Here is a 22964-nt window from a genome sequence, read left to right on the forward strand (position 1 = left end):
CTTATTTATCCTGGTTGGCGGAAGGCAATACGCCGGAACAGGAGGACCCACCTATCGACGGCGCACCTGCTTTCCCGCCGTACGCTGAGCCAGCAACTCCATAATTTTTAGCGCAGCACTCCACCATAAACCCGCTTCGGCGGGTTTTTTCATTTCCACCACCTGAAAGGCACTACATGGCCATCGAAACAACCGCCGCCGGCGGCGCATTGATTAAAATTTTTGGCATCCCGGTCCTCGCCGGCGCTGCCGCAACCTCACTGGGATTCATGTTCATGTGGCCTAAATCTGCCAAGGAAGCCTTCGTGCGCTTCTTCGTCACCATTCTGTTTTCCGCCCTGATGGGTCCAGCCCTGGTCGTAGTCGTGCGCAACTGGATGCCGGGCCTGTTCGACAGCGCACGCGCCGTGGCCGTGCTGTACGGCAGCGATCCGGCCTTTGGCTTCCTATTCATCGCCGCGCCGCTGATGGTCGCCGCTGGCTTGCCTGCCTGGTGGATACTGGGCGCCACCGTACGATGGTTCGACAAGCGCCGCGACAAGGATATCGGCGAGCTGGCGCGCGATGCGGCCGCCGACTTCAAGGACGTGCGGGGTGGCCTGTGAACCTGACCAAGAATTTCACCCTGCAGGAACTGACCGCCTCCGACTGGGCCGCGCGCCACGGTGTCGATAATACGCCACCGCCCGCTGTGCTGACCGAACTGCAGCGCACGGCCGAGATGCTCCAGCGCATCCGCAACTACCTGACGGCCTGCGCAGGCATCGACACGCCGCTGACCAATATCAGCGGCTACCGCTCGATTCCGGTGAATCGCGGCATTGGCAGCAGCGATGGCAGCGACCATGTGCGCGGCATGGCGGCCGACTTCAAGGCGCTGCGCATGACGCCGTACCAGGTATGCCAGGCGCTATTGCCCAAGCTGGACGAGTTCGGCATCGGCCAGATCATCAACGAACTGACCTGGATACACGTCAGCACGAAGATGGTGGCCAAGCCGATCAACCGCATCATCACCATTGACCGCCATGGCACGCGCGCTGGCATCTTGCAGGTGCGGCCGTGAGCGCCCTGGGCAGCAAGCTTTGGCGCAGCCAGCTGGGCGGGCTGATGTTTCATTGCCCCGGTTGCAGCTATGATCACGTCGTCCACGAAGCCGGACAAGGCTGGTCCGGCCCCGCCTGGTCGTTCAATGGCAACGGCGATAGACCAACGTTTTCGCCTTCTGTGCTGGTCACGACAGGTCGCGCGGTCGATTCGTCATTTGTGAAAGAAGAGGGGGATCCGCCGGAGGTGTGCCATTCATTCGTCATCGATGGTCGGATCCAGTTTCTCGGCGATTGCTACCATGAGCTGGCTAGCCAGACTGTTGAAATGCCAGATTGGCGGGCATCTTGAGCGCCATCAGCGCGCTGGCGGGCGCCGCCGTCAGCGGTATCTGGAAGGCCGCCGCCGTCATCCTTGCCGCCGCGCTGCTGCTGGTGGCCAGCTCCACCGGCGCCGGCTGGTGGCTGGCCGCTGGCGACCGTGACACCGCGCGCGCTGCGCTGGTGCAGGAGCAGGGCGTCAGCGCTGCGCTGCGGGCGTCGATCACCGAGCAAAACCGCGCCATCGATGGCATGGCCAAGGCAACCCTAGCGGCGCAGGAGCGCGGCGCTGTCGCGCAGGCGGCCGCCGTTGCCAAGGGCAAGAAGTATGACGCGGCCCTGGCGCGGATCGCTGGCGCGCGCGCCACGACCTGCGATGAGGCGATGCCGGCCGTCAGGCTGCTACTGGAGGGCGTGCGATGAAATGGATGCTTGTATTGCTGCTGGCCGGGTGTGGCAGCGCGCCGCCGGTAGTGCAGCGGGTCGAAGTCCCTGTCTTTACACCATGTGTAAAGGTGCTGCCGAGGCGGCCGGTCTATGAGTTCGACCAGCTGGCGCCAGCGGCAACGGATGGCGAGATCGTCCTGGCGTTGGCGCGGGACTGGCCGCGCGGCCGAGCATATGAGTCCCATTTGGAAGCAATTATTGCTGGGTGTCGGTAGCCGCCAACACTGAAGCCCCACGGATCGACGTCACACTGGCCACAGCAGGCACTGCATTGCAGTAGTTTGCCCACACTTGCATGAGTAAAATCCGTTTCTCCAGCAGATCACCCCTGCGATACGCTGCCTCGACCTTGTCTGGCAAGCTGTGCGCCAGCGCATGCTCGCAAACCTCGCGCGGGAACGAGTTGGCCACCGATTCCGAGCACCAATCCCGGAACGTCGACCGGAAGCCGTGCACGGTGATCTCGTTTCGACCCATCCTGCGCAGCACGGCCGTCAGGCTCATGTCGGATAGGGGTGTTGCTTTTCTACTCCCCGGGAAAATATGCTTGTCGACGCGCGGCAGCTGCTTGAGCAGCGTGATCGCCTCGGCCGACAATGGAATGCGATGCTCCCGGCCTGCCTTCATCCGAATCGCTGGAATTGTCCACAGCGCGTAGTCGAGGTCTATTTCTTCCCAAACCGCTCCACGAACCTCGCCAGATCGGGCGGCTGTCAGAATCACAAACTCCACGGCGCGAGCCGACACGCCTTCGCGCTGGCGCAACTCTTCCATGAATTCGCCTATATCCTGCCACGGCAGGGCAGCGTGGTGCTTTACCCGCCCCAGCTTACCGGGATCTGCCAGCAGGTTATCCAGGTGGCCACGCCATCGGGCTGGGTTTTCGCCCACGCGGTACTTGCTGACGGTTGCCCAATCCAGGATGCTCTCGATGCGTCCGCGCAGCCTGGTGGCCGTCTCGGTCTTTTCCTGCCAGATAGGGCTGAGTACCTTGACCACCATGCCAGTGTCGACTGCGGCCACCGGCAACTCCCCGATAAAAGGATCTGCATACGTCGCCAGCGTATTTTCCCACTGCTCAGCATGCTTGAAGTTCTTCCAGCTGCCACGGTGTGCGGCGATGTAGGCGGCGGCGCATTGGCTGAACGTGATTGCCCGGGCCTTGTCCAGAGCATCACTGAGCTTGTCGGCCGCGCGCGTCTCCAGGGGGTCTTTCCCATCCAGCAGCAGCGCACGGCAATCTCGTGCCTTGCCACGCGCCTCGGCCAGGGTTACAGTGTGCACGGCGCCCAGGCCCATCTCGCGCTTCTTGCGCTCGCGCGTGTAGCGGAATATCCAGCTTTTGGTTCCCGTCTTCGATACCTGCAAATACAGGCCGGCGCCATCGCCAAAATATCCGGGCATTTTTGCGCGGCTTACCGCTAGCGCAGTCAATTTTTCCACCGTTCGCGCCATAGCCTACCCCCATTCCTACCCACATATAGAGTGCGGATTTTAACGCAATCAAGCGGCACCATGCGGACTAATTGGCAAAAAAATCGCATGAATTCAAGGGCGTAGGGGCATCAAGCGACGTTTGGCGAACATCGCTTAGGCGGACACCGTCTCCGCCAGTATTTTTAAAAACCCGCTTCGGCGGGTTTTTTCATTTCCACTCCCCGCATTGCGCTCCCATTGGTTTTCTGCCCACGGCGCACGCGCATGCGCGAAAATTTTTCCCGGTGCTTGGCAGTAATATCGACTGCTTGGTAGCGGCGTAGCAAATACACCGGGCTCGGCAGCACCTGTCCCCTGCAGTCATTCTTTTTTTGCCTGACTCTCCCCAAGCTTCTTTAAAAATTGCATAATCAACAAATGCTGCGCAGAAACTTCATTCTGACCAGTGCGGCATATGCCAACGGCATTGTGGGCATGGTCCGGATTACGAAGGGAATACGCAAATGCAGCTACTTCGCCAATTAAAACTGTCGCACAGGCTGGCCTTGTTGGTCGCCATTTTTTCGCTGGGCCTGATCGTGTATGGCGGCTTGTCGCTGCGCGTACTCGGCGAATTGAAAGTCAATGGGCCCGTGTACCAGCGTATTGTGCAGGGCAAGGACCTTGTGGCCGATGTGCTGCCGCCGCCCGAATACATCCTCGAATCCTATTTGGTGGCCTTTCAGCTGATGGCGTCCGAAGACCGGGCGGCGCAAGACAAATTGGTCGAGCGCCTGAAGGTCTTGAAGGGCGAATACGACACGCGCCATCAGTTCTGGCGTGGCCAAGGTCTCGATACCGACATCGCCGATGCCTTGCTGGCGCAGTCGCATGCCCCTGCAGTGGCATTCTATGAAACGGCATTCACGCGCTTCATCCCGGCGCTGCGGGCTGCGGACAAGGCCGCTGTGGCCAATGCCATGAGCGCCATGAGCGCCAACTACGACGCCCATCTGGTGGCCATCAACCGGGTCGTCGACCTTACCAGCAAGCGTTCGGGCGCGTTCGAGACCCAGTCGGCCGATAGGGCGCGCTCGGCGACGGTGCTGCTGGCGGGCTTGCTGCTGGCATTGCTGGGCGTCAGTATCGCCGGCGCCGTCTTGATCAGCCGTAGCATTACCGGTCCTTTGCAGCAGGCGCTGCGGGCTGCCCAGATGGTGGCGGCCGGCGACCTGACCAATCGCGTCGACAAGCTCTATTGTGATGAGCCTGGTCAATTGCTGCAGGCGCTCGAAGCGATGAATGGCAGCCTGTCGCGCACCGTGGGGCAGGTGCGCAGCAGCACGCAAAGCATCACTCTTGCTTCGCGCGAAATTGCGGCCGGTAATTTCGATCTGTCCTCGCGCACGGAGGCGCAAGCGAGCTCGCTGGAAGAAACGGCTTCTGCGATGAAGGAGTTGACCAGCACGGTCAAACAGAATGCCGACAATGCCAGGCAGGCCAACGAGCTGGTGCTGTCGGCGTCGCAATTTGCCGTGCAGGGCGGGCAGGTGGTCGAGCGCGTGGTCGATACGATGGGTGCCATCAATGCCAGCTCGCGCAAGATCGTCGATATTGTCGATGTGATCGATAGCATCGCTTTCCAGACGAATATCCTGGCCTTGAATGCGGCTGTGGAGGCGGCCAGGGCGGGCGAACAAGGACGCGGTTTCGCCGTCGTCGCCAGCGAAGTGCGCAACCTGGCACAACGTTCGGCCAGCGCCGCGCGCGAAATCAAGGCCATGATCAGCGATTCGGTCGACCGCGTTGATGCGGGCAGCAAGCTGGTAGACGAGGCGGGTGCGACGATGGACAAGATAGTGACATCCGTCAAGCGGGTGGTCGACCTGATGAGTGAAATCGCCGCCGCCAGCCAGGAGCAGAGCCTGGGTATCGAACAGGTCAACCAGGCCATCACGCAGATGGATGAGGTCACGCAGCAGAACGCCGCCTTGGTCGAGGAGGCGGCGGCCGCTGCCGGCAGCCTGGAAGAGCAAGCTGCCAGCCTGGTGCGCGAAGTGGGGGTGTTCAAGCTCCTCGCGGGCGTCACTGCCGGCGTGCCTGCCACGCCTGCGTAGATGCTCGGGCTGGCGGCGCTTTGGCGCGCGGACCGCTGAAGCGGCTTGCTTGTTGCAAGCGGCCAGCGCGCGCATCATTCTTGCATTTGTGCATCCAAATAGTAATGATTCTCATTTATAATTCATGTCTTATGGATAGCGACGCGCTGGCGCCATGGCGCCACTGCTGGTGAAGGAGGGCATGATGGGCAGTGTGTATGGCAATGAGGATCTGATCGCGCATGAACATCGCGTGTTGATGGGCGAGTATGGGCGGGCCCAGGCCCGTTGCAGTGCACAGCTGGCCGCGCAGGCGGCCCGCATCGCGCAGCTGGAGTCGGCATTGATGCGTGCGCGGGTACAGGTGGTGATCCGCGATACGCAGCTGGCGCTGGCACGTGATGAACTGGCCGAGCTGGCGGCCAGCATGCCGGGCTTGCCGACGCGTGCCAGGCTGGCCCGCCGGGTCGAGTGGCTCGGCGACAGGGTGCAAGACTTGATGCGCGAGTTGCTGCGCCTGCAGTGGCTGCCCGTGCCAGGCTTGCAAGCCGATCTGCGCGAAAAAGCCGTGCTGTACGTGGGCAGCTATTTTAGCCAGGATACGGGTCAGGCTATGGGCCAGGCTATGCGCCAGGATATGGGCCAGGATATGGGCCAGGCTATGGGCGCTGCCCATATGGCGCAGCATGCCGTCGAGCAGGCCGGCGGGCGCTTTCTCCATCATGCGGGCGGCGCCGCTGGTGCCGACGATGCCGCGGCCCTGGAAGCTGGCCTGGTGGCGGCCGACCTGGTGATTTGCCAGACCGGCTGCGTCAGCCATGATGCCTATTGGCGCGTGCATGACCATTGCAAGCGCACGGGCAAGCAGTGCGTGCTGCTGGACCAGCCGCACACCGTGCATGCCATACATTTTGTGCGCAAGCAGTCACTGCTGGCGTGAGGCTTGACGAAGCTGCCACTGGCTTGGTCGTTGAACTCGATGTTGTGCCGGCTTGGGGTGCTTTGATTGCAGGAATGGGGCTGTTGCATGACAAGCCGCACATCGCTCCCGATGTGCGGCTTTTTTTACGCCTTGTCCTTGTTCCGTGCTCTCTGATAGTATACCCCCCTATAGTATTTATTCGGGTGAAATCATGGGCCATACGGCGCACAACAAGACCAAGCTGCTCAATCGCGTGAAGCGCATCCGCGGCCAGGTGGAAGGCCTGGAGCGGGGCCTGGAAGAGGGCCGCGACTGCGGCGAAGTACTGCAGTTGATCGCCGCCGTGCGCGGCGCCGTCAATGGCCTGATGGCCGAAGTCATCGAAGAGCACTTGCGCGAGCACGTGGCCAGTCCCGATCTTGCCAGCGACGAGCGCACCAGGGGCGCCGACGACATCGCCGCCATCCTGCGCACCTACCTCAAATAATCGATCAAAGAGACCAGCATGAAACTGCAACATATCGAGGAAGACCTGTCAGCCTGGCAGCACGAACATGTTTTTGGCGGGACCAGCGACAAGGCAGAACGCCGCGCGCGCATCGTCATGTGGATCACCTTGGCCACCATGGTGCTGGAAATCGTCGCCGGCTGGTGGTACAACTCCATGGCCCTGCTGGCCGATGGCTGGCATATGAGTTCGCACGCGCTGGCCATCGGCCTGGCCGCGTTTGCGTATGCGGCGGCGCGCCGCTATGCGCGCGATCCCCGCTTCGCCTTCGGCACGTGGAAGATCGAGGTGCTGGCCGGCTACACCAGCGCCATCGTGCTGCTGGGCGTCGCCGTGCTGATGGTGGCGGCCTCCGTCGAGCGCCTGTTGTCGCCGCAGCCCATCCATTATCCGCAAGCGATGGCGGTGGCGGCCTTCGGCCTGGTGGTCAACCTGGTGTGTGCGCTGATCCTCGGCGGCCATCACGAGCATGAGCATCAACACGGTCACGATCACCACGGTCACGATCATCATGATCGGCATGGTCACGGCGAAGACCTGAACATGAAAGCCGCTTACATCCACGTGCTGGCCGATGCCGCCACGTCCGTGCTGGCCCTCGTCGCACTGGGCGGTGCGTGGGCTTACGGCTGGCGCTGGCTCGATCCCGTGATGGGCATTGTTGGTGCCGTGCTGGTGGCGCTGTGGGCGAAAAAGCTGATGCACGAGACGGGCAAGGTCTTGCTGGACCGCGAGATGGACCATCCCGTGGTGGATGAAATTCGTGCAGCGGTGGAAGTGGAAAGCGCCGGCGATACGCCGCGCATCGTCGACTTGCACGTGTGGCGGGTGGGCAAGCAGTTGTACTCGTGCGCCTTGTCCGTGCTCAGCGGCGACCCTGCGCTGACAGCCGCCGCGCTGCGCGCGCGCATCGGCATCCACGAGGAAATTGTCCACAGCACCATCGAGATTATTCGCCGTCCTTGATAATGATGGCGAAAAAAGCGCGCTGATGCAGGGTGTAGGCAGTATACTGTCGGCTTTTACAGCACGCGCTGTTCACCAGACAGAGAAAAAAATGAGCACATTACCACCATGCCCGCAATGCAAATCCGAATTCACGTACGAAGACGGCAGCCAGTTGATCTGCCCTGAATGCGCGCATGAATGGTCGGCCACGGCAGGCGATGCCGTGGAGGAGGGCGCCAAGGTGTACCGCGATTCGGCCGGCAACATCTTGCAAGATGGCGATACGGTCAGCGTCATCAAGGACTTGAAATTGAAGGGCGGCGGCGGCGTCGTCAAGATGGGCACCAAGGTCAAGAATATCCGCCTGGTCGATAGCGACCACGATATCGACTGCAAGATCGATGGCTTCGGTTCCATGAGCCTGAAGACGGAGTTCGTCAAGAAGGTGTAACGCTTTTACCCTTAACACGGCGCGCTGGCTTCATTGCTGCGCGCCGTTTTTTCATTGAGAATCCATGCAAATCGACCATCTCCGTCAGCGCCTGCGCGCCTTGGGCGCCAAGCCCTTGCACGAACAGCGCGTGCTGCGCGACTGGATACAGGCGCAGCCGCACGACCAGGGCCGGCGCCGCGCCGAGGATTTCCTGCCGCTGCCCGTGCGCGAGGCCTTGCCTGCGCTGGACCTCGAATTGCAGGGCATGCTGAAACTGCTCAGCACTCATCCGGGTGCGGACGGTTCGGCGCGCCTGCTGGTGGGGCTGCACGATGGCCAGACGGTGGAAAGCGTGCTGCTGCCACGCGACGGCCTGTGCGTGTCGAGCCAGGTGGGCTGCGCCGTCGGCTGCCAGTTCTGCATGACGGGTCGCGACGGCTTGATCCGGCAAGTCACCAGCGGCGAGATCGTCGCGCAGGTGGTATTGGCGCGTACCCTGCGCCGCGTGAAAAAAGTCGTCTTCATGGGCATGGGCGAACCGGCGCATAATTTGAACAATGTGATGGAAGCGATTGAATTGCTGGGCACCGAAGGCAATATCGGCCACAAGAATCTGGTGTTTTCCACGGTGGGCGACCCGCGCGCGTTCGAGCGCCTGCCGCAAGGGCGCGTCAAGCCGGCGCTGGCCCTGTCGCTGCACACCACCAAGCCGGAACTGCGCGAGCAGCTGCTGCCGCGCGCGCCCAAATTATCTCCGCGCGAATTGGTGGCGTTTGGTGACGCGTATGCGCGTCTGACGGGCTACCCGGTGCAGTATCAATGGACCTTGATGGAAGGCGTGAACGATGGCGAGGACGAGATGGACGGCATCGTGGCGCTGTTGCAGGGCAAGTATGCCGTGCTCAATATGATCCCGTATAACACCATCGACGACTTGCCGTTCAAGCGTCCGAGCTGGGAAAAGGCGCACGCCATTGCCGCTGCCCTGCACGCGCGCGGCGTGCTGACCAAATTGCGCGATTCGGCCGGCCAGGACGTCGAGGGCGGCTGCGGACAGTTGCGCGCCCGCGCCGCGAAGGGGAAGAAAGTGATCGAGATACACGCAGCGTAAAACCGGGGTCAGCGGCGTAGGTCGGATTAGCAGGAACCGCGTAATCCGACATTGCGAGGCCAACAATGGTGTCGGATGACGCTCCGCTAATCCGACCTACTCGGCTCACACTGCGCCCAGCAAATCGTTTTCATTCAAGATCGCAAACGCGATTTGCGGATGCGCGGCCAGGCAGCGGCGCACCGCGGCCGGAATGGCTGCGCGCGTCTTGCGGCACAGGCCGGGCCGCTCCAGCAGGCGGATCTGGAAGCCGCGCACGGTGCGCACTTCGCCGCTGCCCGGCGTGATTTGTAATTCCACGCCCAAGTTGCTCTTCAACAGCAACTGCAGCTTTTGCAGCTGCGCATGGGTGGCGATGCCCTCGATGTGCGCCAGCAGGCGTTTTTCTTCCGTCAGGTTCAGGCGCAAGATGGCAAGGTCTGCCTGCGCATCGTCGAGCAGGCGCTGCCGTTCGCAGTCGCACAGCTGCGGCGGACACTCTTTGCGGACTTCAAAATCGACGCTACGCATGCGGGTGTTCCAGTGACATTCCAGTGATATTCCATAGGCGATGGCGGATGAATCAAGTATCGTCCGCCATTTGGCGCGTGTCAATCAGCGCGGGCTGACGATCAGGCGCCAGCGGATAGCACCTTGCTCGCTGCTGTGCTGGTGATGGTTTTGCGGCGGCATGACGTGGCCTTGCGTCGACACGATTTCATGCGCGCAGCCATCGCAGCGGTAAATGCCTGAATACGGTACGGCATCGCCTGGCGAGGTCAGTTCATCGAAGCGCGGGTGCATCGAGCGGGCCACGTAGCTGGGGTTTTTGTAGTCGGCCATGGTATCGCCTGGAAGTGGGTAATGGTCCATTCTGGCACACAATCGCGCGCGGCCTTGAGCGCGCGTCTTGGCGTGCTTGCCAGTCCGCGTCCCGTTTTCCTGGCCGGCAGCATCGATGCTGGCGCTGTGACGAAGGCGCTGCGCAACGTGGATGCGGCGCTGTACGCGCAAGCTTAAGCGACCGTTGTCAAAGCGTTCATCTCGCGCACGAACGCTTGCGTAAATGCAGCAACCATGCCGCTGGCCGCGCGCGGCGAGATCAGGCCCACGGCGCAATGCGATTGCTCATCGGGCAGTGCAATGAATCGCACGCCCGGCGGCGCCAGCAAACGCATGCTGTCGGGGACGATGGCGATGCCCATATCGGCCTCGATCAGGTTTAGCTGCGAGGTCTTGCGCGACAGGGCGCGCGCCGCCTTTGGAAAAAACCCCTGCGCCAGGCACAGGCTCGCCACCAGGTAGCTGAGGCCGCCGCGGTCCGTGTGCGGGATCGAGACGAACGCTTCGTCGCGCAGGGCGGCAATGGTCGTGCGCTCCAGTGTGGCCAGTTTTGAGGCCGCTGACACGGCCACCACCAGCTTTTCCGCATACAGTTCGTGCACGACGATATTTGCATGCTTGCGTAGGGTCGGCAGGCGCACCAGGCCCAGGTCGGCGCGGCCTTCCTCGATATCGGCTGCCTGGTTTTCCGACGAGCCCTTTGAGATATCCAGCGTAAGGCCTGGAAACTGCGCCAGCAGCCGGTTCAGCACCGCGCCTATGGCCGGCGTGAGGGTGACGGAGCTCGAATGGAGCAGGCGGATGATGCCTTGCGCGCCTTGCCCTACATGGCGGGTCTGGCGCACGGTTTCGTCGATCTCGTCGAGAATGCGTCTGGCGCGATCATAAAACACCTGTCCTGCCGGTGTGAGTTCGATATGGCGCGCGTCGCGCGTCAGCAGCAGCGCCTGCACCTCGTTTTCCAGTTCCTTGATTTGCCGGCTCAGGGCCGACTGCGCGATGTACAGCTTTTCCGCTGCGCGCGAGTAGCTGCCCGCATCGACGACTTCGACAAAATAGCGGAACTGTTTAAGGGAAATCAATCGTATGCCTTTTCGAGATCGGTGACTGCCGGATTTGATATTCGCTTTGCGCCGGCGTTCAGGCTACAGTGGATTGCTCTGCTGTCATTGCGAAGGAAAGATCATGCTGGAATTGCTCGGGGTGCTGGGATTACTCGTCAGTATTATCGCAAAACTGATTTTCGTCCAGATCGGCGCGGCGGGAAGTGACAAGGAAGATTAATAGGCCAGGCTTGCCACGTAGGGCGCTGGCACGGGTAAAGCCTGCAAACGGCACGCTGGCGTGGCTTCTTGCCACTCGGCCAGCTCTTGGCCGGAGTATTTGAGCGCCGCTTCGCGCGCCGTCCAAGCCCGTGCCAGCGCTGCCGGGCGCAGGGCGGCGGGGCAGGCGGCCAGTTCCTGCGCCACCTGCGGTCCCAGGTAATCGCGCGCCAGATTCGCCCAGTCGGCAATGTCCTGCACGCGCATCACGTCGATACCGACAGGGCCATGCAGATGGACGGCGGCCAGCGACAGTCCCTCCTCGTGGGTGAACGACAAAGCCGCCGCGCGTCCGGCCAGCAGCAAACGGGAAGGGGCTCCTGGCGTTGACTCCACCGAGATCGCCTCGATGTCCATCTTTTGCCACCGCGCCGCCGCTGCGCGCACGGCGGCGCGGATGCGCTGGCGCGCTTCGGCGCGCGGCATGACGGCGGCGATGCCGATCACCAGCACGCCGTCGCCCGGCCAGAGCAGCGTTGCATCCATCAGCTGCGCAGGGGTGCGGCCGGGCAACCGGCCCAGTTGCTGCCAGCGGGGATGTGTTCGCCCTTCATCACCAGGGTCAAGGGACCCAGGCGCGCATTGTCGCCCACTTTGGCGCTGTACAGCACGGAGCTGCGCGGGCCCATGTAGACGCGCTCGCCGATTTCCACGTGGTCGATCTTCATCACGCGGTCTTCAAACAAATGCGTTTGTGGGCAGGTGAGGGCGTTCAATTCGCTGTAGTGGCCGATGTGCACGCAGTCGAATTCCGTGATGTCGGTCGTGTCCATGTAGACGCCACGGCCGATCTTGCAGCCGAACAGGCGGAAAGCCAGCGGCAGCCATGGCGTGCCGCGCAGGTAGCGCATGAAGTTGGGCACGGCGATGCCTTCATACAGGTTGGTCACGCCTTCTGAAATCCACACGAAGGGCGTCCACATGGGCGCCGCGTGCTTGCGGTAGCGTCCCAGCAGTAGCCATTTAAACAGCACCACGACCAGGAAATTGCCGATGCCATAGGCCAGGCCGGCGATGGTCAGGTCGCCCACCACTTCGCCCCAGCGTCCGGCGCCCGCAATCGGCATCACGTCCAGTACCAGGGTATAGCCGACGGCGATCACCACCGCGTGCGGCGCGACGATACGGAACGCTTCGATCAGGCTGCGGCCCAGGCGGCGCAGCATGGACGGCTTGAACGTCAGGTGTTCCGCATAGCCGGCGACCTGTTCGCGCGCGGGCAGGTGCATCGGAGGAGAACCGAGCCAGGTATCGCCGCTATGCATCTGCGCATTGCGCGGCGCATGCGTGTGCACGCCGATCAGCACGTGCTCGGGCAAGGTGGTGCCGTCCGGGATATAACTGCCGTTGCCAACAAAGCTGCGGTGCGAGATGACGGTGGGGCGCATGGTCATCCAGCCGCCATCGATCTGCTCGTCGCCCAGCATGACGGCGTCGGCGATGAAGGTATCGTCGCCCAGGGTCAGCATGTCGGGCACCACGCCCAGCGCCGTGGAAATCTCGGCGCCCTTGCCCACCTTGGCGCCCAGCAGGCGGTACCAGTACGGGGCGTACACGGTGGCGTAGATGCCGTGCAGCACATTCAGACTCGACTCCTGGATATGGCTGACCAGCCACTTGGCACAATAGATATTGCTGTGCACGGGCGAGCTGCCCGGCTTCAAACGGGGCAGCGCGCCCCAGCGGATGGCGGCCGACAGCAAGGCCGTCAGCACGATCAGCACGGCGCTGGCGGGGAAGGCCAGCAGGAAGTAGCGCGCCAGCTGGGTCGTCACGTCGCGTCCCTGCAACCACGGCATCATTTCGCGTTCGTCGAACCAGTCGATCAGCACGAAGCTGGGGAAGACGGGCATGAAGAACAGCACGGCGATCAAGACCATGCCAAAGCAGAAGAACAGGGTTTCGCCCGTCAGGCGCAGGCGCGAGACGGCGGGGCGCGGCGGCTGGCTGGCAGGATCGTAGGGCCCGATGTCGCGCGCGGGCGAACCCGTATAGATACGGCCGTCGGGCACGCAGGCGCCATCGGCCAGCGCCGATTGACCCTCCAGGTGGCCGAAGGCGCCCACCGTGGTATTGCCTTCCAAAATCGCATAGGAACTGATGCAGGCGTCGTCGCCGATGCGGATGCGGCCCAGCAGCAAGCGGCCCCGTTCGACGCGGGCGTTTTCAAAGTTGACGGCATTGCCCACGCTGACGTTGTCGCCGATATCGAGCAAGTCGGGCGCGCGCAGGGTCATCGAGCCGATAACCACTTCCTTGCCCACTTTCGCGCCCAGCGCGCGCAGCCACCAGCTGTTCAGCGACGAACCGCTGAGTAGATACGCGGGCGCTGATTCGACCAGGCGGTCGGCCAGCCACCAGCGGTAATACGTGACGCCCCATAGCGCATAGCTGCCCGGTTTCAGACGCCCGGCGATCAGCCACTTGCCGGCAATCGCAATGGCAAATTCGGCCAACGTCGCCAGCAGGAATACGCCGATGGAGGCGGCGATGGCGCGCGGCACGGTGTCTCCCGTGTCACCGGTGAAGAAGTGATAAGTGAAAAACGGTGCCATCCACTGCGCCATGCGCAAGGTGACCAGGCCCGGCACGGCTGCCGCCTGCGCCGCGCCGCAGATCCAGCGCTTCCATGTCGACGGCGGCGTCCAGTCCGCTTCCGGCGTGGCCAATGCGGGCACCTCATTGAGCGCGGCGGCGATCTTGCCGATTTGCCGGTTCTGGTAAATGTCGCGCACCGTCACGTGGGCGTAGGCCGGATCGGCGCGCAGGGCGGACGCCAGGCGGGCGGCCAGGAAGGAATGGCCACCGAGGTCGCTGAAGAAGTCCAGCTGGCGCAAAATTGCCTGGCCCGGGAAGAGCTTGGCCAGGGCCGCAAACAGGGCCACTTCGGCCGGTGTTTCCGGCGCGTCCGATGCACTCGCTTCAGCTGTCGGCGGTGCGGACAATGGCATAGTTTTCAAGGCTTTGCGGTCGATTTTGCCGGAAGTGAGGCGCGGCATCAGCGCCAGCAGCTCGAAGCGGCCCGGCACCATATACGGCGGCAAATGCAGGTTCAAGGCCGCGCGCAGGGTTTTCGCCGCCAGCGTGTCGTCGGGGGCATCGTCGCTGCCGACGATGTAGGCCACCAGCTGGTCGATGCCATCATCCTTGCGCAGCAACACGGCCACCGTGCCCACGCCCGCCTGCTGCGCCAGCACGGCTTCGATTTCGCCCAGCTCCACGCGAAAGCCGCGTATTTTGACCTGGTCGTCGGCGCGGCCCAGGCACAGCACCTGGCCGTCGGCATCGATGCGCGCCAGGTCGCCCGTGCGGTACAGGCGAGTATCGCCGGGTCCCGTGCTCCAGGGATTGGCCAGGAATTTTTCCACTGTCAGGTCGGGCCGGCCCAGGTAACCCTCGGCCAGGCCGGGGCCGATGATGCACAGCTCTCCCGTTTCGCCGCGCGCCAGCAGGGCCAAGCGACGGTTTTCACCGGGCTCGGCCACCTGCAGCACCAGCAAGCCATAGTTGGGCAGCGGCGTGCCGATGGTGACGGGTTCGCCGGGGCGCAGGCGCGCCAGGCTGCACGATACGGTTGCCTCGGTGGGGCCGTAGGTATTGAACATGGCGCGGCCCGGGCGCGACCAGCGCTCGACCAAGGACTCGGGGCACATCTCGCCGCCCAGGTTGATCAAGCGCAAACTGGGCACGTCCTCGGCGAACAGGGCCAGCAATGTCGGCACGGCGTGCAGCACGGTGACCTTGTTTTCGGCCAGGGCGCGCGGCAAGGCTTCCGGGTCACCCGAGATATCCTTGGGCCCCAGCCACAGGGTGGCGCCCACCAGGTAGGCGATCCAGATTTCTTCGAAGGACATGTCGAAGGCGACGGAAAAGCCCTGGTAGACGGTGTCGGCTTGCGTCACTTCCAGCACGGCGTTTTCGCTGCGCAGGAAGTGGCAGATGCTGCGCTGATTGATCAATATGCCCTTGGGCTTGCCCGTCGAGCCGGACGTGTAGATCACATAGGCCGGGTGTTCGGGCAGGACGCTGCCGCGCGTGGGCAGATGTTCGCCCGGCATGATGGGCGCCAGCAGGCTTTCCGCCGTCCACACGGGACGCTGGACGCCAGCATCAAACAGGCGCGGCGCGAACTGCGCGCAGCTGATGACGCCAACGCCATTGGCATCGTCCAGGCATACTTGCAGGCGCTCGACTGGCGTGTCTTCGTCGACGGGCAGCCAGGCGGCGCCCGCCTTGGCGATGGCCGCCTGCATCAGCAGCAAATGGGGGCCGCGCGGCAGCCACAGGCCCACGATGTCGCCGGGCTTGACGCCAGCGGCCACCAGGCGCGACGCGGCCAGGCCGGCCTGTGCATCGAGTTCGGCGTAGCTGATGCGGCGCTCGCCGGCGATCAGGGCGATCTGTGCGGGGCAGCGGCGGGCCGTCGCCTCGAGCAGGTCGGCCAGCACTTCCTCGCGCAGCAGATCCGGTCGCGGCGGGCCGTACAGAATGTCGGCGTGGGTGGAAGGAATGCCTGGCTGGACTGCGGTGAACTCGTTCATGGATGACGCTTATCTGTGATGCGGTGTGAAGAATCTGACGCGCTACGCGTGGTGCGCAGCACAGTTGATACCTTACAGTACGCCAGGCATTTTGGTGTTGTGTAAAGAATAATTTTGCCGGGCTTTGCAAAATTATGTGCTTATCGGCTCAACTGCCATGATGACGGAATGTAAATCGCGCAAACATGGCGCCGATGTGCGCCAAAGTGCTCGCCGCCGGATAGCCGTGCAGGGGGCGGCTGGCCAGCGACGCGTCCGCACAGCCTTCGGCGCGAAACTGCTGCAGCACGTAGTTGTCGACGCCTTTGGCGGCCAGGGTGGTGGCCAGGGCCAGCAACTGTGCATCGGGCAGCAAGTCCGGGTGGGCGGTGGTGCGGCATTCGTAAGCGACGCCGCTGGCAAGGATGGCGTCCAGGCAGGCGCGCGCCGGATCACCGCTGCCCGCTACGCCCGTCACAAGACGATAGTGGGCAAACGGCGCCTTGATGTCGAAGCCCACCCAATCGAGCAGGGGCAGCACTTCCTGCAGGCGCTGCGGATAAATGCAGGCCGTGTGCAGGCCGATGTTGAAACCGAGCGCCTTGACGTCATGCATGGCGCGCGCCAGGCCCGGGTCCATGCACGCTTCGCCGCCGCTGAAGACGACGGCGTCGAGCAGGCCGACGCGGCGGCGCAGCCAGGCCAGCACGTCGCGCCAGGACATGGCGCCCTCGGGCGTGCGCCGCTGCAAATGGGGATTGTGGCAATAGCGGCAACGCCAGGGGCAGCCCTGCACGAAGACCACGGCCGCCAGCTTGCCCGGATAGTCGGTGGCGGAAAAGGGCGTGAGGCCCCCCACTTTCAGTTCAACTGCCATCGCGGGCGGGCTGGTCAAGCCGGGCGCTCGCTTGCGTAAAATACTGGCGCTCATGGAATTCGCCCTGCTTGCCGATGTTGAACGAGGCGACGGGGCGGTGATAGCCCATCACCCGGGTCCAGATTTCGCAGCGCTGGCGTTCGCTGTCGAGCAGGCTGATGGCGGGAGTGAAGTCGGGACGTGTATTCATGGCGTTTCCTCGAGTGATGCAGCAGGGTGGGCTTGCTTGCGGGCGATCAGCTCCGCGTCGCAGGTGGGGCAGAATGTATGTTTGCCGGCCAGGTAGCCGTGGCGTGGGCAGATGGAAAACGTGGGCGTGAGCGTGATGTAGGGCAGCGAAAAGCGGCTCAGGGCGCGCTTTACCAGCTCGCGGCAGGCGTTGGCGTCCGAGAGCGCTTCCGTCATGTACAGGTGCAGTACCGTGCCGCCCGTATATTTGCGCTGCAGTGTGTCCTGCATGGCCAAAGCCTCGAACGGGTCGTCCGTGTAGCCCACGGGCAGCTGCGACGAGTTCGTGTAATACGGCTGCTCGGGCGTGCCCGCCTGCACGATGGCCGGATAGCGTTTGCGGTCTTCGCGGGCAAAGCGGTACGTGGTGCCCTCGGCCGGTGTCGCTTCCAGGTTGTACATGTGGCCCGTCTCTTCCTGGAATGCCACCATGCGGGCGCGCACATGGTCGAGCAGGCGTACGGCCAGCGCATGGCCTTGCGGCGTCGTGATGTCATACGCGTCGCTGCTGAAATTGCGGATCATCTCGTTGATGCCATTGACCCCCAGCGTGGAAAAGTGGTTGCGCAGGGTGCCCAGGTAGCGCTGCGTGTAGGGGAACAAGCCTTGCTGCATCAGGTCCTCGATGGTGCGGCGCTTGATTTCCAGGCTTTTCTTGCCCAGTTCCAGCAGGCGGTCCAGGTCAGCCAGCAGCGCCACTTCATCGCCGCGCCACAGGTGGCCCAGGCGCGCGCAGTTGATGGTCACCACGCCCAGGGAGCCGGTCTGCTCGGCGGAGCCGAACAGGCCATTGCCCCGCTTAAGCAGCTCGCGCAAGTCCAGTTGCAATCGGCAGCACATGGAGCGGATCATGTTCGGCTTGAGTTCCGAATTGATGAAATTCTGGAAGTAGGGCAAGCCGTAGCGTGCCGTCATCTCGAACAGCCGTTCGGCATTCTCGCTATGCCAGTCGAAGTCCTCGGTAATGTTATAGGTGGGGATGGGAAAGGTGAAGACGCGGCCCTTGGCGTCGCCCGCCATCATGATCTCGATATACGCGCGGTTGATCATGTCCATCTCCGCCTGCAGCTCGCCATAGCTGAAGTCCATCTCCTGGCCGGCGATGACGGGAATCTGCTGGCGCAGGTCGTCCGGGCAAACCCAGTCAAAAGTGAGGTTGGTAAACGGCGTCTGCGTGCCCCAGCGCGATGGCACGTTGAGGTTGAAGATCAGCTCCTGCATGCATTGGCGCACGTCTTCGTAGCGCAGGCTGTCCTTGCGGATGTAGGGCGCCATATAGGTGTCGAAGGAGCTGAACGCCTGCGCGCCGGCCCATTCGTTTTGCAGGGTGCCGAGGAAATTGACGATCTGGCCGATGGCGCTCGACATGTGTTTCGGCGGGCCTGACTCAACTTTTCCTGGTACACCGTTCAAGCCTTCATGCAGCAGGGTACGCAGCGACCAGCCGGCGCAATAGCCGGCCAGCATGTCGAGGTCGTGGATGTGCAGCGCCGCTTCGCGGTGCGCCGCGCCCACTTCCGGTGGATACACCTGGTCCAGCCAGTAGTTGGCGATGACCTTGCCCGACACATTGAGGATCAGGCCACCGAGGGAGTATCCCTGGTTAGCGTTGGCGTTGACGCGCCAGTCGCGCCGCTCCAGGTATTCATTGATGGACGCGGCGACATCGACCTGGCCGCGTGTGGGGGAAACTGCATTTGTCGCCATGGAACCTCCAATAAACACAACATACGGTGTTTTTTTGAAGACTATCGACTAAATGTAGTGATGTCAAAGGTGGCGTGCAAGCGCTGTGCGTATCCTTGATCCAGGTGAAAAAACCACCTCAGGCGGTAATGCCGTTCAGTTAAGGATTTTGGCGTGATTTATGAGTGCCAGTAAATTCGCTAACCCCAGAGGCAAGAGCTGGGGTCGGACCCCAATCCACCCAAGTTAAGCAACAGGCTGCCATCAAGCAGCCTTGTAGGCCATGTATTTATGGGGCTTGTAGGCGTTGGTTTGCCGTGACCTTGATTGTCCTGGGCGATGTAGAAACGTTCGCTTGGCGATCAGAGCCAGCGCGTCGGCAAGCAAGTGTGCTGCCGCCAGCCCAAGCAGCAACGATGGCAAGAGCGGCTTGAGTACCGAATGGACATAGGCGCGGTTGATGCGTCTGTCCGTCGGCAATGCATCTTGCTGGCCGGCGGCACAGCTCGCCAACGCCTGCAGGTTATCGCATATTACCTTGGCGGCCAGATCCTGCATCAGGGCCTGCTGTGACAGTCCCGTCACGTGCTCCAGATGGAGGCGGTGTTTGATGCGCTTGAAGGCTTCCTCAATGCGCCAGCGTTGGTGGTAGAGGTCTCCGAACAATGCGGCAGGGAATTGTTCAACGTCCAGTAAATTGGTCATCAGAACACGCACCTTGCCGGTCGAGGCAACGTGGCGTATCAGGCGCACGGTCTGCGGTTCAGCGGGACATTCATAGTCAAGCGCATCGCGCCGATCCGGCGCCCGCAGCGTGACGATCTGCTCCTGCAGCCCCGACTTCAGAAACTGATTGACGCAGGGAAAGCCGCCACCGCGCGCCTGTTCGACGCGCATGCAGAAGGCAATGCGGCGCTGGTTCAACACGGCGGGCATCCAGTAACATGGATAGCCTCGGTCCAGCAACAGCAGATCTTCCTTGCCAAGCTGGTCGAGCTGTTCGAACAGCATCTGGCGTTCGCCGACGTCGGTACTGTATAGCGAGGCCGAGAGCATCAATTCGGCACCGGGCAGAAACAAGCCAAACACCAGTTGATCGGCCACGGCGGCGCGTTTGACATGGCTGGCGCGCAAGCCAAAGCGAACGGTCGAGGCGTCAGCGGCGACCAGCCTGAAACCGTGCCAGCGCGGCAGGTAGCCATGCTGCTGTGCTTGTGCAATGAGCCAGTCGTTAAGCTCTGGGATGGCCGTGGTAGCAAGTTTTGAGCGTGCCTGAGCGAAAGCCTGGGCGCTCACCTGGTGCGTCAGTTGCGCCTGCTGTTGCAGATGGCCAAAGAATTCATCAAGTTCGGTTTGCACGCTCTTGCGCATGCCGGTGAGCATGAGCGCCACCAAGGATGGCAGCGGCAGTTTGCGGCGACGTTGAAACGCCATCGGATGATCAGGATGGCGGGCGCTAAGCCGAAACTGGTCGGATTGAAGATGGTCGGAGAAATCGGACAGCAAGGAAGCGAGCGACATGAAGGGCCAATGAAGATCAAAAGACCTTCATTGGCCGCCGCCTTGCCGCTGTCGAAAAAAGAGAGGTCAGCAAGGCGGCGGCCGCGCAAAGCCAGTGCCACGTCAAGCACTATTTCATTGAATTGCCAGCAATTGCGCGGGCTTGCTCCTTAACTTGGGTGGATTGGGTCGGACCCGCCGGGGGAATGTGCTTCAATGGAGCACATTCCGATCACGAAGTGACCGACCCCTGTCCTGGTTCTTGGGCTAAAAATAGCATCACTAACACACTAACTGAACGGCATTACGCCTCAGGCGGTTTTGTTCCAGCGCGTTTCGCGCAGGACCAGCCAGCTCGCGCAAAAGAAGGCGGCGATGCTGGTGACAGAGGTGGGCAGCACCCGGGCGCAGATTTCCAGCGGCGTATAGGTGCTCCAGCTGGCCATGCGCGCCTCGAAGATGGCGACCTGATGCAACTGCGGCCGTTGGCGGCGCGCGAACACGGTCAGCAGGAAAATCAGCAGCGCTTTGCGGGGCATGGTGGGCCTTCAAACAGGAGGAAAGATGGGCATTTTACAGCCAGGTCAAGCAAGTTGAAGGTGCGCCAGCCATGCATGTATTCCTTCACCTGCATCAACGACTGGGCAGCATGGGCGGGGCTATAGTGTGCACCTGAGCCGATACAGGACTGAGAACAGCATGATGCTTGAAGCAACCACCGCCCCCTGCGTAGCCGGACCATTGGAACTGGTTTGCCCTGCCGGCAGCTTGCCCGCCCTGAAAGCGGCCGTCGATAATGGCGCCGACACCGTTTATCTGGGCTTTCGCGACGCCACCAATGCGCGCAATTTCGCCGGCCTCAACTTCGACGAGAAGGCCATCGCCGAGGGGGTGCGCTACGCCCACCAGTACGGACGCAAGGTGCTGCTGGCACTAAATACCTATCCGCAGGCGCATAACTGGGCCGTGTGGCGCAGCGCCATCGACCGCGCCGCCGCGTCGGGCATCGACGCCATAATCGTCGCCGATCCAGGTCTGATGGCCTACGCCGCCCAGCACCAGCCGCAGCTGCGCCTGCACCTGTCGGTGCAGGGCTCGGCCACGAATTATGAAGCCATCAACTTCTATCACGAACACTTCGGCATCTCCCGCGCCGTGCTGCCGCGCGTGCTGTCGATGGCGCAGGTGGAACAACTGATCAGCAAGACCGCGGTGGAGATCGAGGTGTTCGGCTTCGGCAGCTTGTGCGTCATGGTCGAAGGGCGCTGCGCACTGTCGTCGTATGCGACGGGCGAGGCGCCGAACACCCACGGCGTATGCTCGCCAGCGAAGGCCGTGCGCTGGCTGGAAACACCGAACGGTCTGGAGTCGCGCTTGAACGGCGTGCTGATCGAGCGCTACGCACCGGCTGAAAACGCCAGCTATCCGACTCTGTGCAAGGGGCGTTTCGAAGTCAATGGCGAAGTGTATTACGCGATCGAGGAGCCGGCCAGCTTGAATACCCTGGCGCTGCTGCCGCAACTGATCGCCATGGGCGTGCGTGCCGTGAAAATCGAAGGGCGCCAGCGCAGTCCCGCCTACGTGGCGCAGGTGACGCGCGTGTGGCGTGAAGCGATTGACGCCTGCCGAGAAGGTCATCCGCGCTACGCCGTCAAGCCGGCCTGGATGGCGGCCATGGACAAGCTGGCCGAGGGTCAGCAGCACACCCTGGGCGCTTACCATCGCTCCTGGAAATAGCAAAACCTGCTGCGCATCCCGGGGCGCGGCCCCGTGCTCAAGCACGGCTGCGCTTCTCGGCCTCGCTGCGAGCCGCTCGCTACGGTTTTGTAACTTAAAAGATACTGGAAAAGGCATGCTGAAACTCTCTTTGGGCCCTTTGCTGTACTACTGGCCGCGCGCCACCGTCTTCGAGTTTTACCAACAGATCGCCGGCAGCGCCGTCGATATCGTGTATCTGGGCGAAACCGTATGCTCGCGCAGGCACGAGCTGCGCCTGGCTGACTGGCTCGATATCGCCGACATGCTCGCTGCAAGCGGCAAGGAAGTGGTGTTGTCGACGCAAGCGCTGATCGAGGCGGGCAGCGAACTGGCGATCCTGCGCCGCATCACGGGCAATGGCCGCTATGCGGTCGAGGCGAATGACATGGGCGCTGTGCACTGCATGCAAAAGGATGTCTCCTTTGTCGCTGGCCCTCACCTGAACCTGTTCAATGGCCCCAGCCTGCAACTGCTGGCGCGCTTGGGTGCGCGGCGCTGGGTGATGCCGCTGGAAATGGGACGGGTGGCACTGGCCGAGATGCAGCGCCAGAAACCGCAAGGGCTGGAGACGGAAGTATTCGCCTACGGCCGCATGCCGCTGGCGTTTTCCGCGCGCTGCTTCACGGCGCGTAACCGCAACCTGCCGAAGGACGATTGCGGTTATAGCTGCCTGGAAGAGCCGGACGGGCTGCTGCTGCGCACGCGCGATGAGGTGCCATTCCTCGTGCTCAATGGCACGCAGACGCAGTCGGCGCTGGTCTATAACCTGGTGCGCGAACTCGACGTCATGCGCGACATGGGCGTGGCGGTGGTGCGCATCAGCCCACAGGCCATGCATACGCAACAAGTCATCGCCATTTTCGACCGGGCGCGCCGCGGCCAGGTCAGCGGCGTCGGCGCCCAGGCCCAGCTGGCTGCCTGCCAGCCGGCCGCCGCCTGCGACGGCTATTGGCACGGTCAGCCCGGCATGGAACTACACGCCGCTCATTGAACGCATCGAAAG

Annotated in this window: 24 protein-coding genes; 13 read left to right on the forward strand and 11 right to left on the reverse strand. The window is 62.7% G+C overall.

Annotated features, from left to right (window positions below; translation table 11 throughout):
• Positions 1-176: 176 nt before the first annotated feature.
• The 4 genes from H4V96_RS07890 to H4V96_RS07905 are packed head-to-tail and all read left to right on the forward strand — an operon-like array spanning position 177 to position 1790.
• Entirely contained in the window at positions 177-605 is a 429-nt protein-coding gene (locus H4V96_RS07890; RefSeq protein ID WP_070345501.1) for a hypothetical protein, read from the forward strand.
• Positions 602-1066: a D-Ala-D-Ala carboxypeptidase family metallohydrolase gene (locus tag H4V96_RS07895; protein WP_196856794.1), complete on the forward strand. Its 465-nt coding sequence runs from the start codon at positions 602-604 to the stop codon at positions 1064-1066. The genes H4V96_RS07890 and H4V96_RS07895 overlap by 4 nt, the downstream gene beginning before the upstream one ends.
• Positions 1063-1398, forward strand: a complete 336-nt coding sequence (locus H4V96_RS07900) for a DUF6527 family protein (RefSeq protein WP_280720842.1) — start codon at positions 1063-1065, stop codon at positions 1396-1398. Before H4V96_RS07895 ends, H4V96_RS07900 begins: the two co-directional genes overlap by 4 nt.
• A complete protein-coding gene (locus H4V96_RS07905; RefSeq protein ID WP_196856795.1) occupies positions 1395-1790 on the forward strand; it encodes a hypothetical protein in 396 nt (131 codons plus the stop codon). The genes H4V96_RS07900 and H4V96_RS07905 overlap by 4 nt, the downstream gene beginning before the upstream one ends.
• A 219-nt stretch (positions 1791-2009) precedes the next feature.
• On the opposite strand, the gene H4V96_RS07910 is transcribed toward H4V96_RS07905, so the two are convergent.
• A complete protein-coding gene (locus H4V96_RS07910; protein ID WP_334686054.1) occupies positions 2010-3257 on the reverse strand; it encodes an integrase arm-type DNA-binding domain-containing protein in 1248 nt (415 codons plus the stop codon).
• Positions 3258-3754: 497 nt separating this feature from the next.
• Between H4V96_RS07910 and H4V96_RS07915 the strand changes: the two genes are divergently transcribed.
• The 6 genes from H4V96_RS07915 (at position 3755) to H4V96_RS07940 (ending at position 9248) form a co-directional block, all read left to right on the forward strand.
• Positions 3755-5347 carry a methyl-accepting chemotaxis protein gene (locus H4V96_RS07915; RefSeq protein ID WP_280720843.1) on the forward strand — a complete coding sequence of 531 codons (1593 nt, stop codon included), beginning with the start codon at positions 3755-3757 and terminating at the stop codon, positions 5345-5347.
• Positions 5348-5501: 154 nt separating this feature from the next.
• Positions 5502-6266, forward strand: coding sequence for a DUF2325 domain-containing protein (locus tag H4V96_RS07920; protein WP_334686055.1), 765 nt, complete (start codon positions 5502-5504; stop codon positions 6264-6266).
• 193 nt (positions 6267-6459) lie between these two features.
• A complete protein-coding gene (locus tag H4V96_RS07925; protein ID WP_196856798.1) occupies positions 6460-6735 on the forward strand; it encodes a metal/formaldehyde-sensitive transcriptional repressor in 276 nt (91 codons plus the stop codon).
• Positions 6736-6753: 18 nt separating this feature from the next.
• The gene (dmeF, locus tag H4V96_RS07930; protein WP_196856799.1) at positions 6754-7722 is read left to right on the forward strand and encodes a CDF family Co(II)/Ni(II) efflux transporter DmeF; all 969 of its coding nucleotides are present in this window, start codon (positions 6754-6756) and stop codon (positions 7720-7722) included.
• 91 nt (positions 7723-7813) lie between these two features.
• Complete coding sequence (locus H4V96_RS07935; RefSeq protein WP_010397006.1) at positions 7814-8155, forward strand: zinc ribbon domain-containing protein YjdM; 342 nt, start codon at positions 7814-7816, stop codon at positions 8153-8155.
• A gap of 64 nt (positions 8156-8219) precedes the next feature.
• Positions 8220-9248 (forward strand): RNA methyltransferase, encoded by a 1029-nt coding sequence (locus H4V96_RS07940; protein WP_010397008.1) that lies wholly within the window; start codon positions 8220-8222, stop codon positions 9246-9248.
• 105 nt (positions 9249-9353) lie between these two features.
• Here H4V96_RS07940 and H4V96_RS07945 read toward each other — a convergent pair whose 3' ends face one another.
• A complete protein-coding gene (locus H4V96_RS07945) occupies positions 9354-9758 on the reverse strand; it encodes a hypothetical protein (RefSeq protein WP_010397010.1) in 405 nt (134 codons plus the stop codon).
• Between the two features lie 84 nt (positions 9759-9842).
• A complete protein-coding gene (locus tag H4V96_RS07950; RefSeq protein ID WP_010397012.1) occupies positions 9843-10070 on the reverse strand; it encodes a hypothetical protein in 228 nt (75 codons plus the stop codon).
• Between the two features lie 54 nt (positions 10071-10124).
• On the opposite strand from H4V96_RS07950, the gene H4V96_RS07955 reads away from it, so the two are divergent.
• On the forward strand, positions 10125-10247 hold the full coding sequence (locus H4V96_RS07955) for a hypothetical protein (protein WP_261981076.1): 123 nt from the start codon (positions 10125-10127) through the stop codon (positions 10245-10247).
• Here H4V96_RS07955 and H4V96_RS07960 read toward each other — a convergent pair.
• The 8 genes from H4V96_RS07960 to H4V96_RS07995 all read right to left on the reverse strand — a co-directional run bounded on the left by H4V96_RS07960 (position 10244) and on the right by H4V96_RS07995 (position 20742).
• A complete protein-coding gene (locus H4V96_RS07960) occupies positions 10244-11152 on the reverse strand; it encodes a LysR family transcriptional regulator (RefSeq protein WP_196856800.1) in 909 nt (302 codons plus the stop codon). The genes H4V96_RS07955 and H4V96_RS07960 overlap by 4 nt on opposite strands.
• A gap of 198 nt (positions 11153-11350) precedes the next feature.
• Positions 11351-11878, reverse strand: coding sequence for a 4'-phosphopantetheinyl transferase superfamily protein (locus H4V96_RS07965; RefSeq protein WP_196856801.1), 528 nt, complete (start codon positions 11876-11878; stop codon positions 11351-11353).
• On the reverse strand, positions 11878-15933 hold the full coding sequence (locus H4V96_RS07970) for a Pls/PosA family non-ribosomal peptide synthetase (RefSeq protein WP_196856802.1): 4056 nt from the start codon (positions 15931-15933) through the stop codon (positions 11878-11880). Before H4V96_RS07970 ends, H4V96_RS07965 begins: the two co-directional genes overlap by 1 nt.
• A 148-nt stretch (positions 15934-16081) precedes the next feature.
• A complete protein-coding gene (locus tag H4V96_RS07975) occupies positions 16082-16789 on the reverse strand; it encodes an anaerobic ribonucleoside-triphosphate reductase activating protein (RefSeq protein WP_010397022.1) in 708 nt (235 codons plus the stop codon).
• Positions 16779-16979 (reverse strand): anaerobic ribonucleoside-triphosphate reductase, encoded by a 201-nt coding sequence (gene nrdD / locus H4V96_RS07980; RefSeq protein WP_070346986.1) that lies wholly within the window; start codon positions 16977-16979, stop codon positions 16779-16781. Before nrdD ends, H4V96_RS07975 begins: the two co-directional genes overlap by 11 nt.
• The gene (locus H4V96_RS07985; RefSeq protein WP_196856803.1) at positions 16976-18724 is read right to left on the reverse strand and encodes a ribonucleoside triphosphate reductase; all 1749 of its coding nucleotides are present in this window, start codon (positions 18722-18724) and stop codon (positions 16976-16978) included. Before H4V96_RS07985 ends, nrdD begins: the two co-directional genes overlap by 4 nt.
• Positions 18725-18967: 243 nt before the next feature.
• Entirely contained in the window at positions 18968-20224 is a 1257-nt protein-coding gene (locus tag H4V96_RS07990; protein ID WP_096233692.1) for an IS4 family transposase, read from the reverse strand.
• 290 nt (positions 20225-20514) lie between these two features.
• Complete coding sequence (locus tag H4V96_RS07995; RefSeq protein ID WP_010397027.1) at positions 20515-20742, reverse strand: hypothetical protein; 228 nt, start codon at positions 20740-20742, stop codon at positions 20515-20517.
• Between the two features lie 163 nt (positions 20743-20905).
• Here H4V96_RS07995 and H4V96_RS08000 point away from each other — a divergent pair, with 163 nt between their 5' ends.
• Together H4V96_RS08000 and H4V96_RS08005 are read left to right on the forward strand one after the other, a co-directional pair.
• On the forward strand, positions 20906-21940 hold the full coding sequence (locus tag H4V96_RS08000; protein WP_196857140.1) for a peptidase U32 family protein: 1035 nt from the start codon (positions 20906-20908) through the stop codon (positions 21938-21940).
• 115 nt (positions 21941-22055) lie between these two features.
• Positions 22056-22952 (forward strand): U32 family peptidase, encoded by an 897-nt coding sequence (locus H4V96_RS08005; RefSeq protein ID WP_010397031.1) that lies wholly within the window; start codon positions 22056-22058, stop codon positions 22950-22952.
• The last annotated feature ends 12 nt before the right edge of the window (positions 22953-22964 follow it).

Origin of the sequence: Janthinobacterium sp. CG_23.4, from assembly GCF_029892305.1 — a bacterium.
Classification (GTDB): Bacteria; Pseudomonadota; Gammaproteobacteria; order Burkholderiales; family Burkholderiaceae_D; genus Janthinobacterium; species Janthinobacterium lividum_D.

Bases quoted from the DNA above. Each gene is read 5' to 3' on its own strand.
- H4V96_RS08005 (WP_010397031.1), top strand. From the start codon at position 22,056: ATGCTGAAACTCTCTTTGGGCCCTTTGCTGTACTACTGGCCGCGCGCC.
- H4V96_RS07965 (WP_196856801.1), bottom strand. From the start codon at position 11,878: ATGGATGCAACGCTGCTCTGGCCGGGCGACGGCGTGCTGGTGATCGGC.
- H4V96_RS07890 (WP_070345501.1), top strand. From the start codon at position 177: ATGGCCATCGAAACAACCGCCGCCGGCGGCGCATTGATTAAAATTTTT.
- H4V96_RS07995 (WP_010397027.1), bottom strand. From the start codon at position 20,742: ATGCCCCGCAAAGCGCTGCTGATTTTCCTGCTGACCGTGTTCGCGCGC.
- H4V96_RS07935 (WP_010397006.1), top strand. From the start codon at position 7,814: ATGAGCACATTACCACCATGCCCGCAATGCAAATCCGAATTCACGTAC.
- H4V96_RS07945 (WP_010397010.1), bottom strand. From the start codon at position 9,758: ATGCGTAGCGTCGATTTTGAAGTCCGCAAAGAGTGTCCGCCGCAGCTG.
- H4V96_RS07970 (WP_196856802.1), bottom strand. From the start codon at position 15,933: ATGAACGAGTTCACCGCAGTCCAGCCAGGCATTCCTTCCACCCACGCC.
- H4V96_RS07975 (WP_010397022.1), bottom strand. From the start codon at position 16,789: ATGGCAGTTGAACTGAAAGTGGGGGGCCTCACGCCCTTTTCCGCCACC.
- H4V96_RS07925 (WP_196856798.1), top strand. From the start codon at position 6,460: ATGGGCCATACGGCGCACAACAAGACCAAGCTGCTCAATCGCGTGAAG.
- H4V96_RS08000 (WP_196857140.1), top strand. From the start codon at position 20,906: ATGCTTGAAGCAACCACCGCCCCCTGCGTAGCCGGACCATTGGAACTG.
- H4V96_RS07940 (WP_010397008.1), top strand. From the start codon at position 8,220: ATGCAAATCGACCATCTCCGTCAGCGCCTGCGCGCCTTGGGCGCCAAG.
- H4V96_RS07985 (WP_196856803.1), bottom strand. From the start codon at position 18,724: ATGGCGACAAATGCAGTTTCCCCCACACGCGGCCAGGTCGATGTCGCC.
- H4V96_RS07950 (WP_010397012.1), bottom strand. From the start codon at position 10,070: ATGGCCGACTACAAAAACCCCAGCTACGTGGCCCGCTCGATGCACCCG.
- dmeF (WP_196856799.1), top strand. From the start codon at position 6,754: ATGAAACTGCAACATATCGAGGAAGACCTGTCAGCCTGGCAGCACGAA.
- H4V96_RS07915 (WP_280720843.1), top strand. From the start codon at position 3,755: ATGCAGCTACTTCGCCAATTAAAACTGTCGCACAGGCTGGCCTTGTTG.
- H4V96_RS07990 (WP_096233692.1), bottom strand. From the start codon at position 20,224: ATGTCGCTCGCTTCCTTGCTGTCCGATTTCTCCGACCATCTTCAATCC.
- H4V96_RS07920 (WP_334686055.1), top strand. From the start codon at position 5,502: ATGGCGCCACTGCTGGTGAAGGAGGGCATGATGGGCAGTGTGTATGGC.
- nrdD (WP_070346986.1), bottom strand. From the start codon at position 16,979: ATGAATACACGTCCCGACTTCACTCCCGCCATCAGCCTGCTCGACAGC.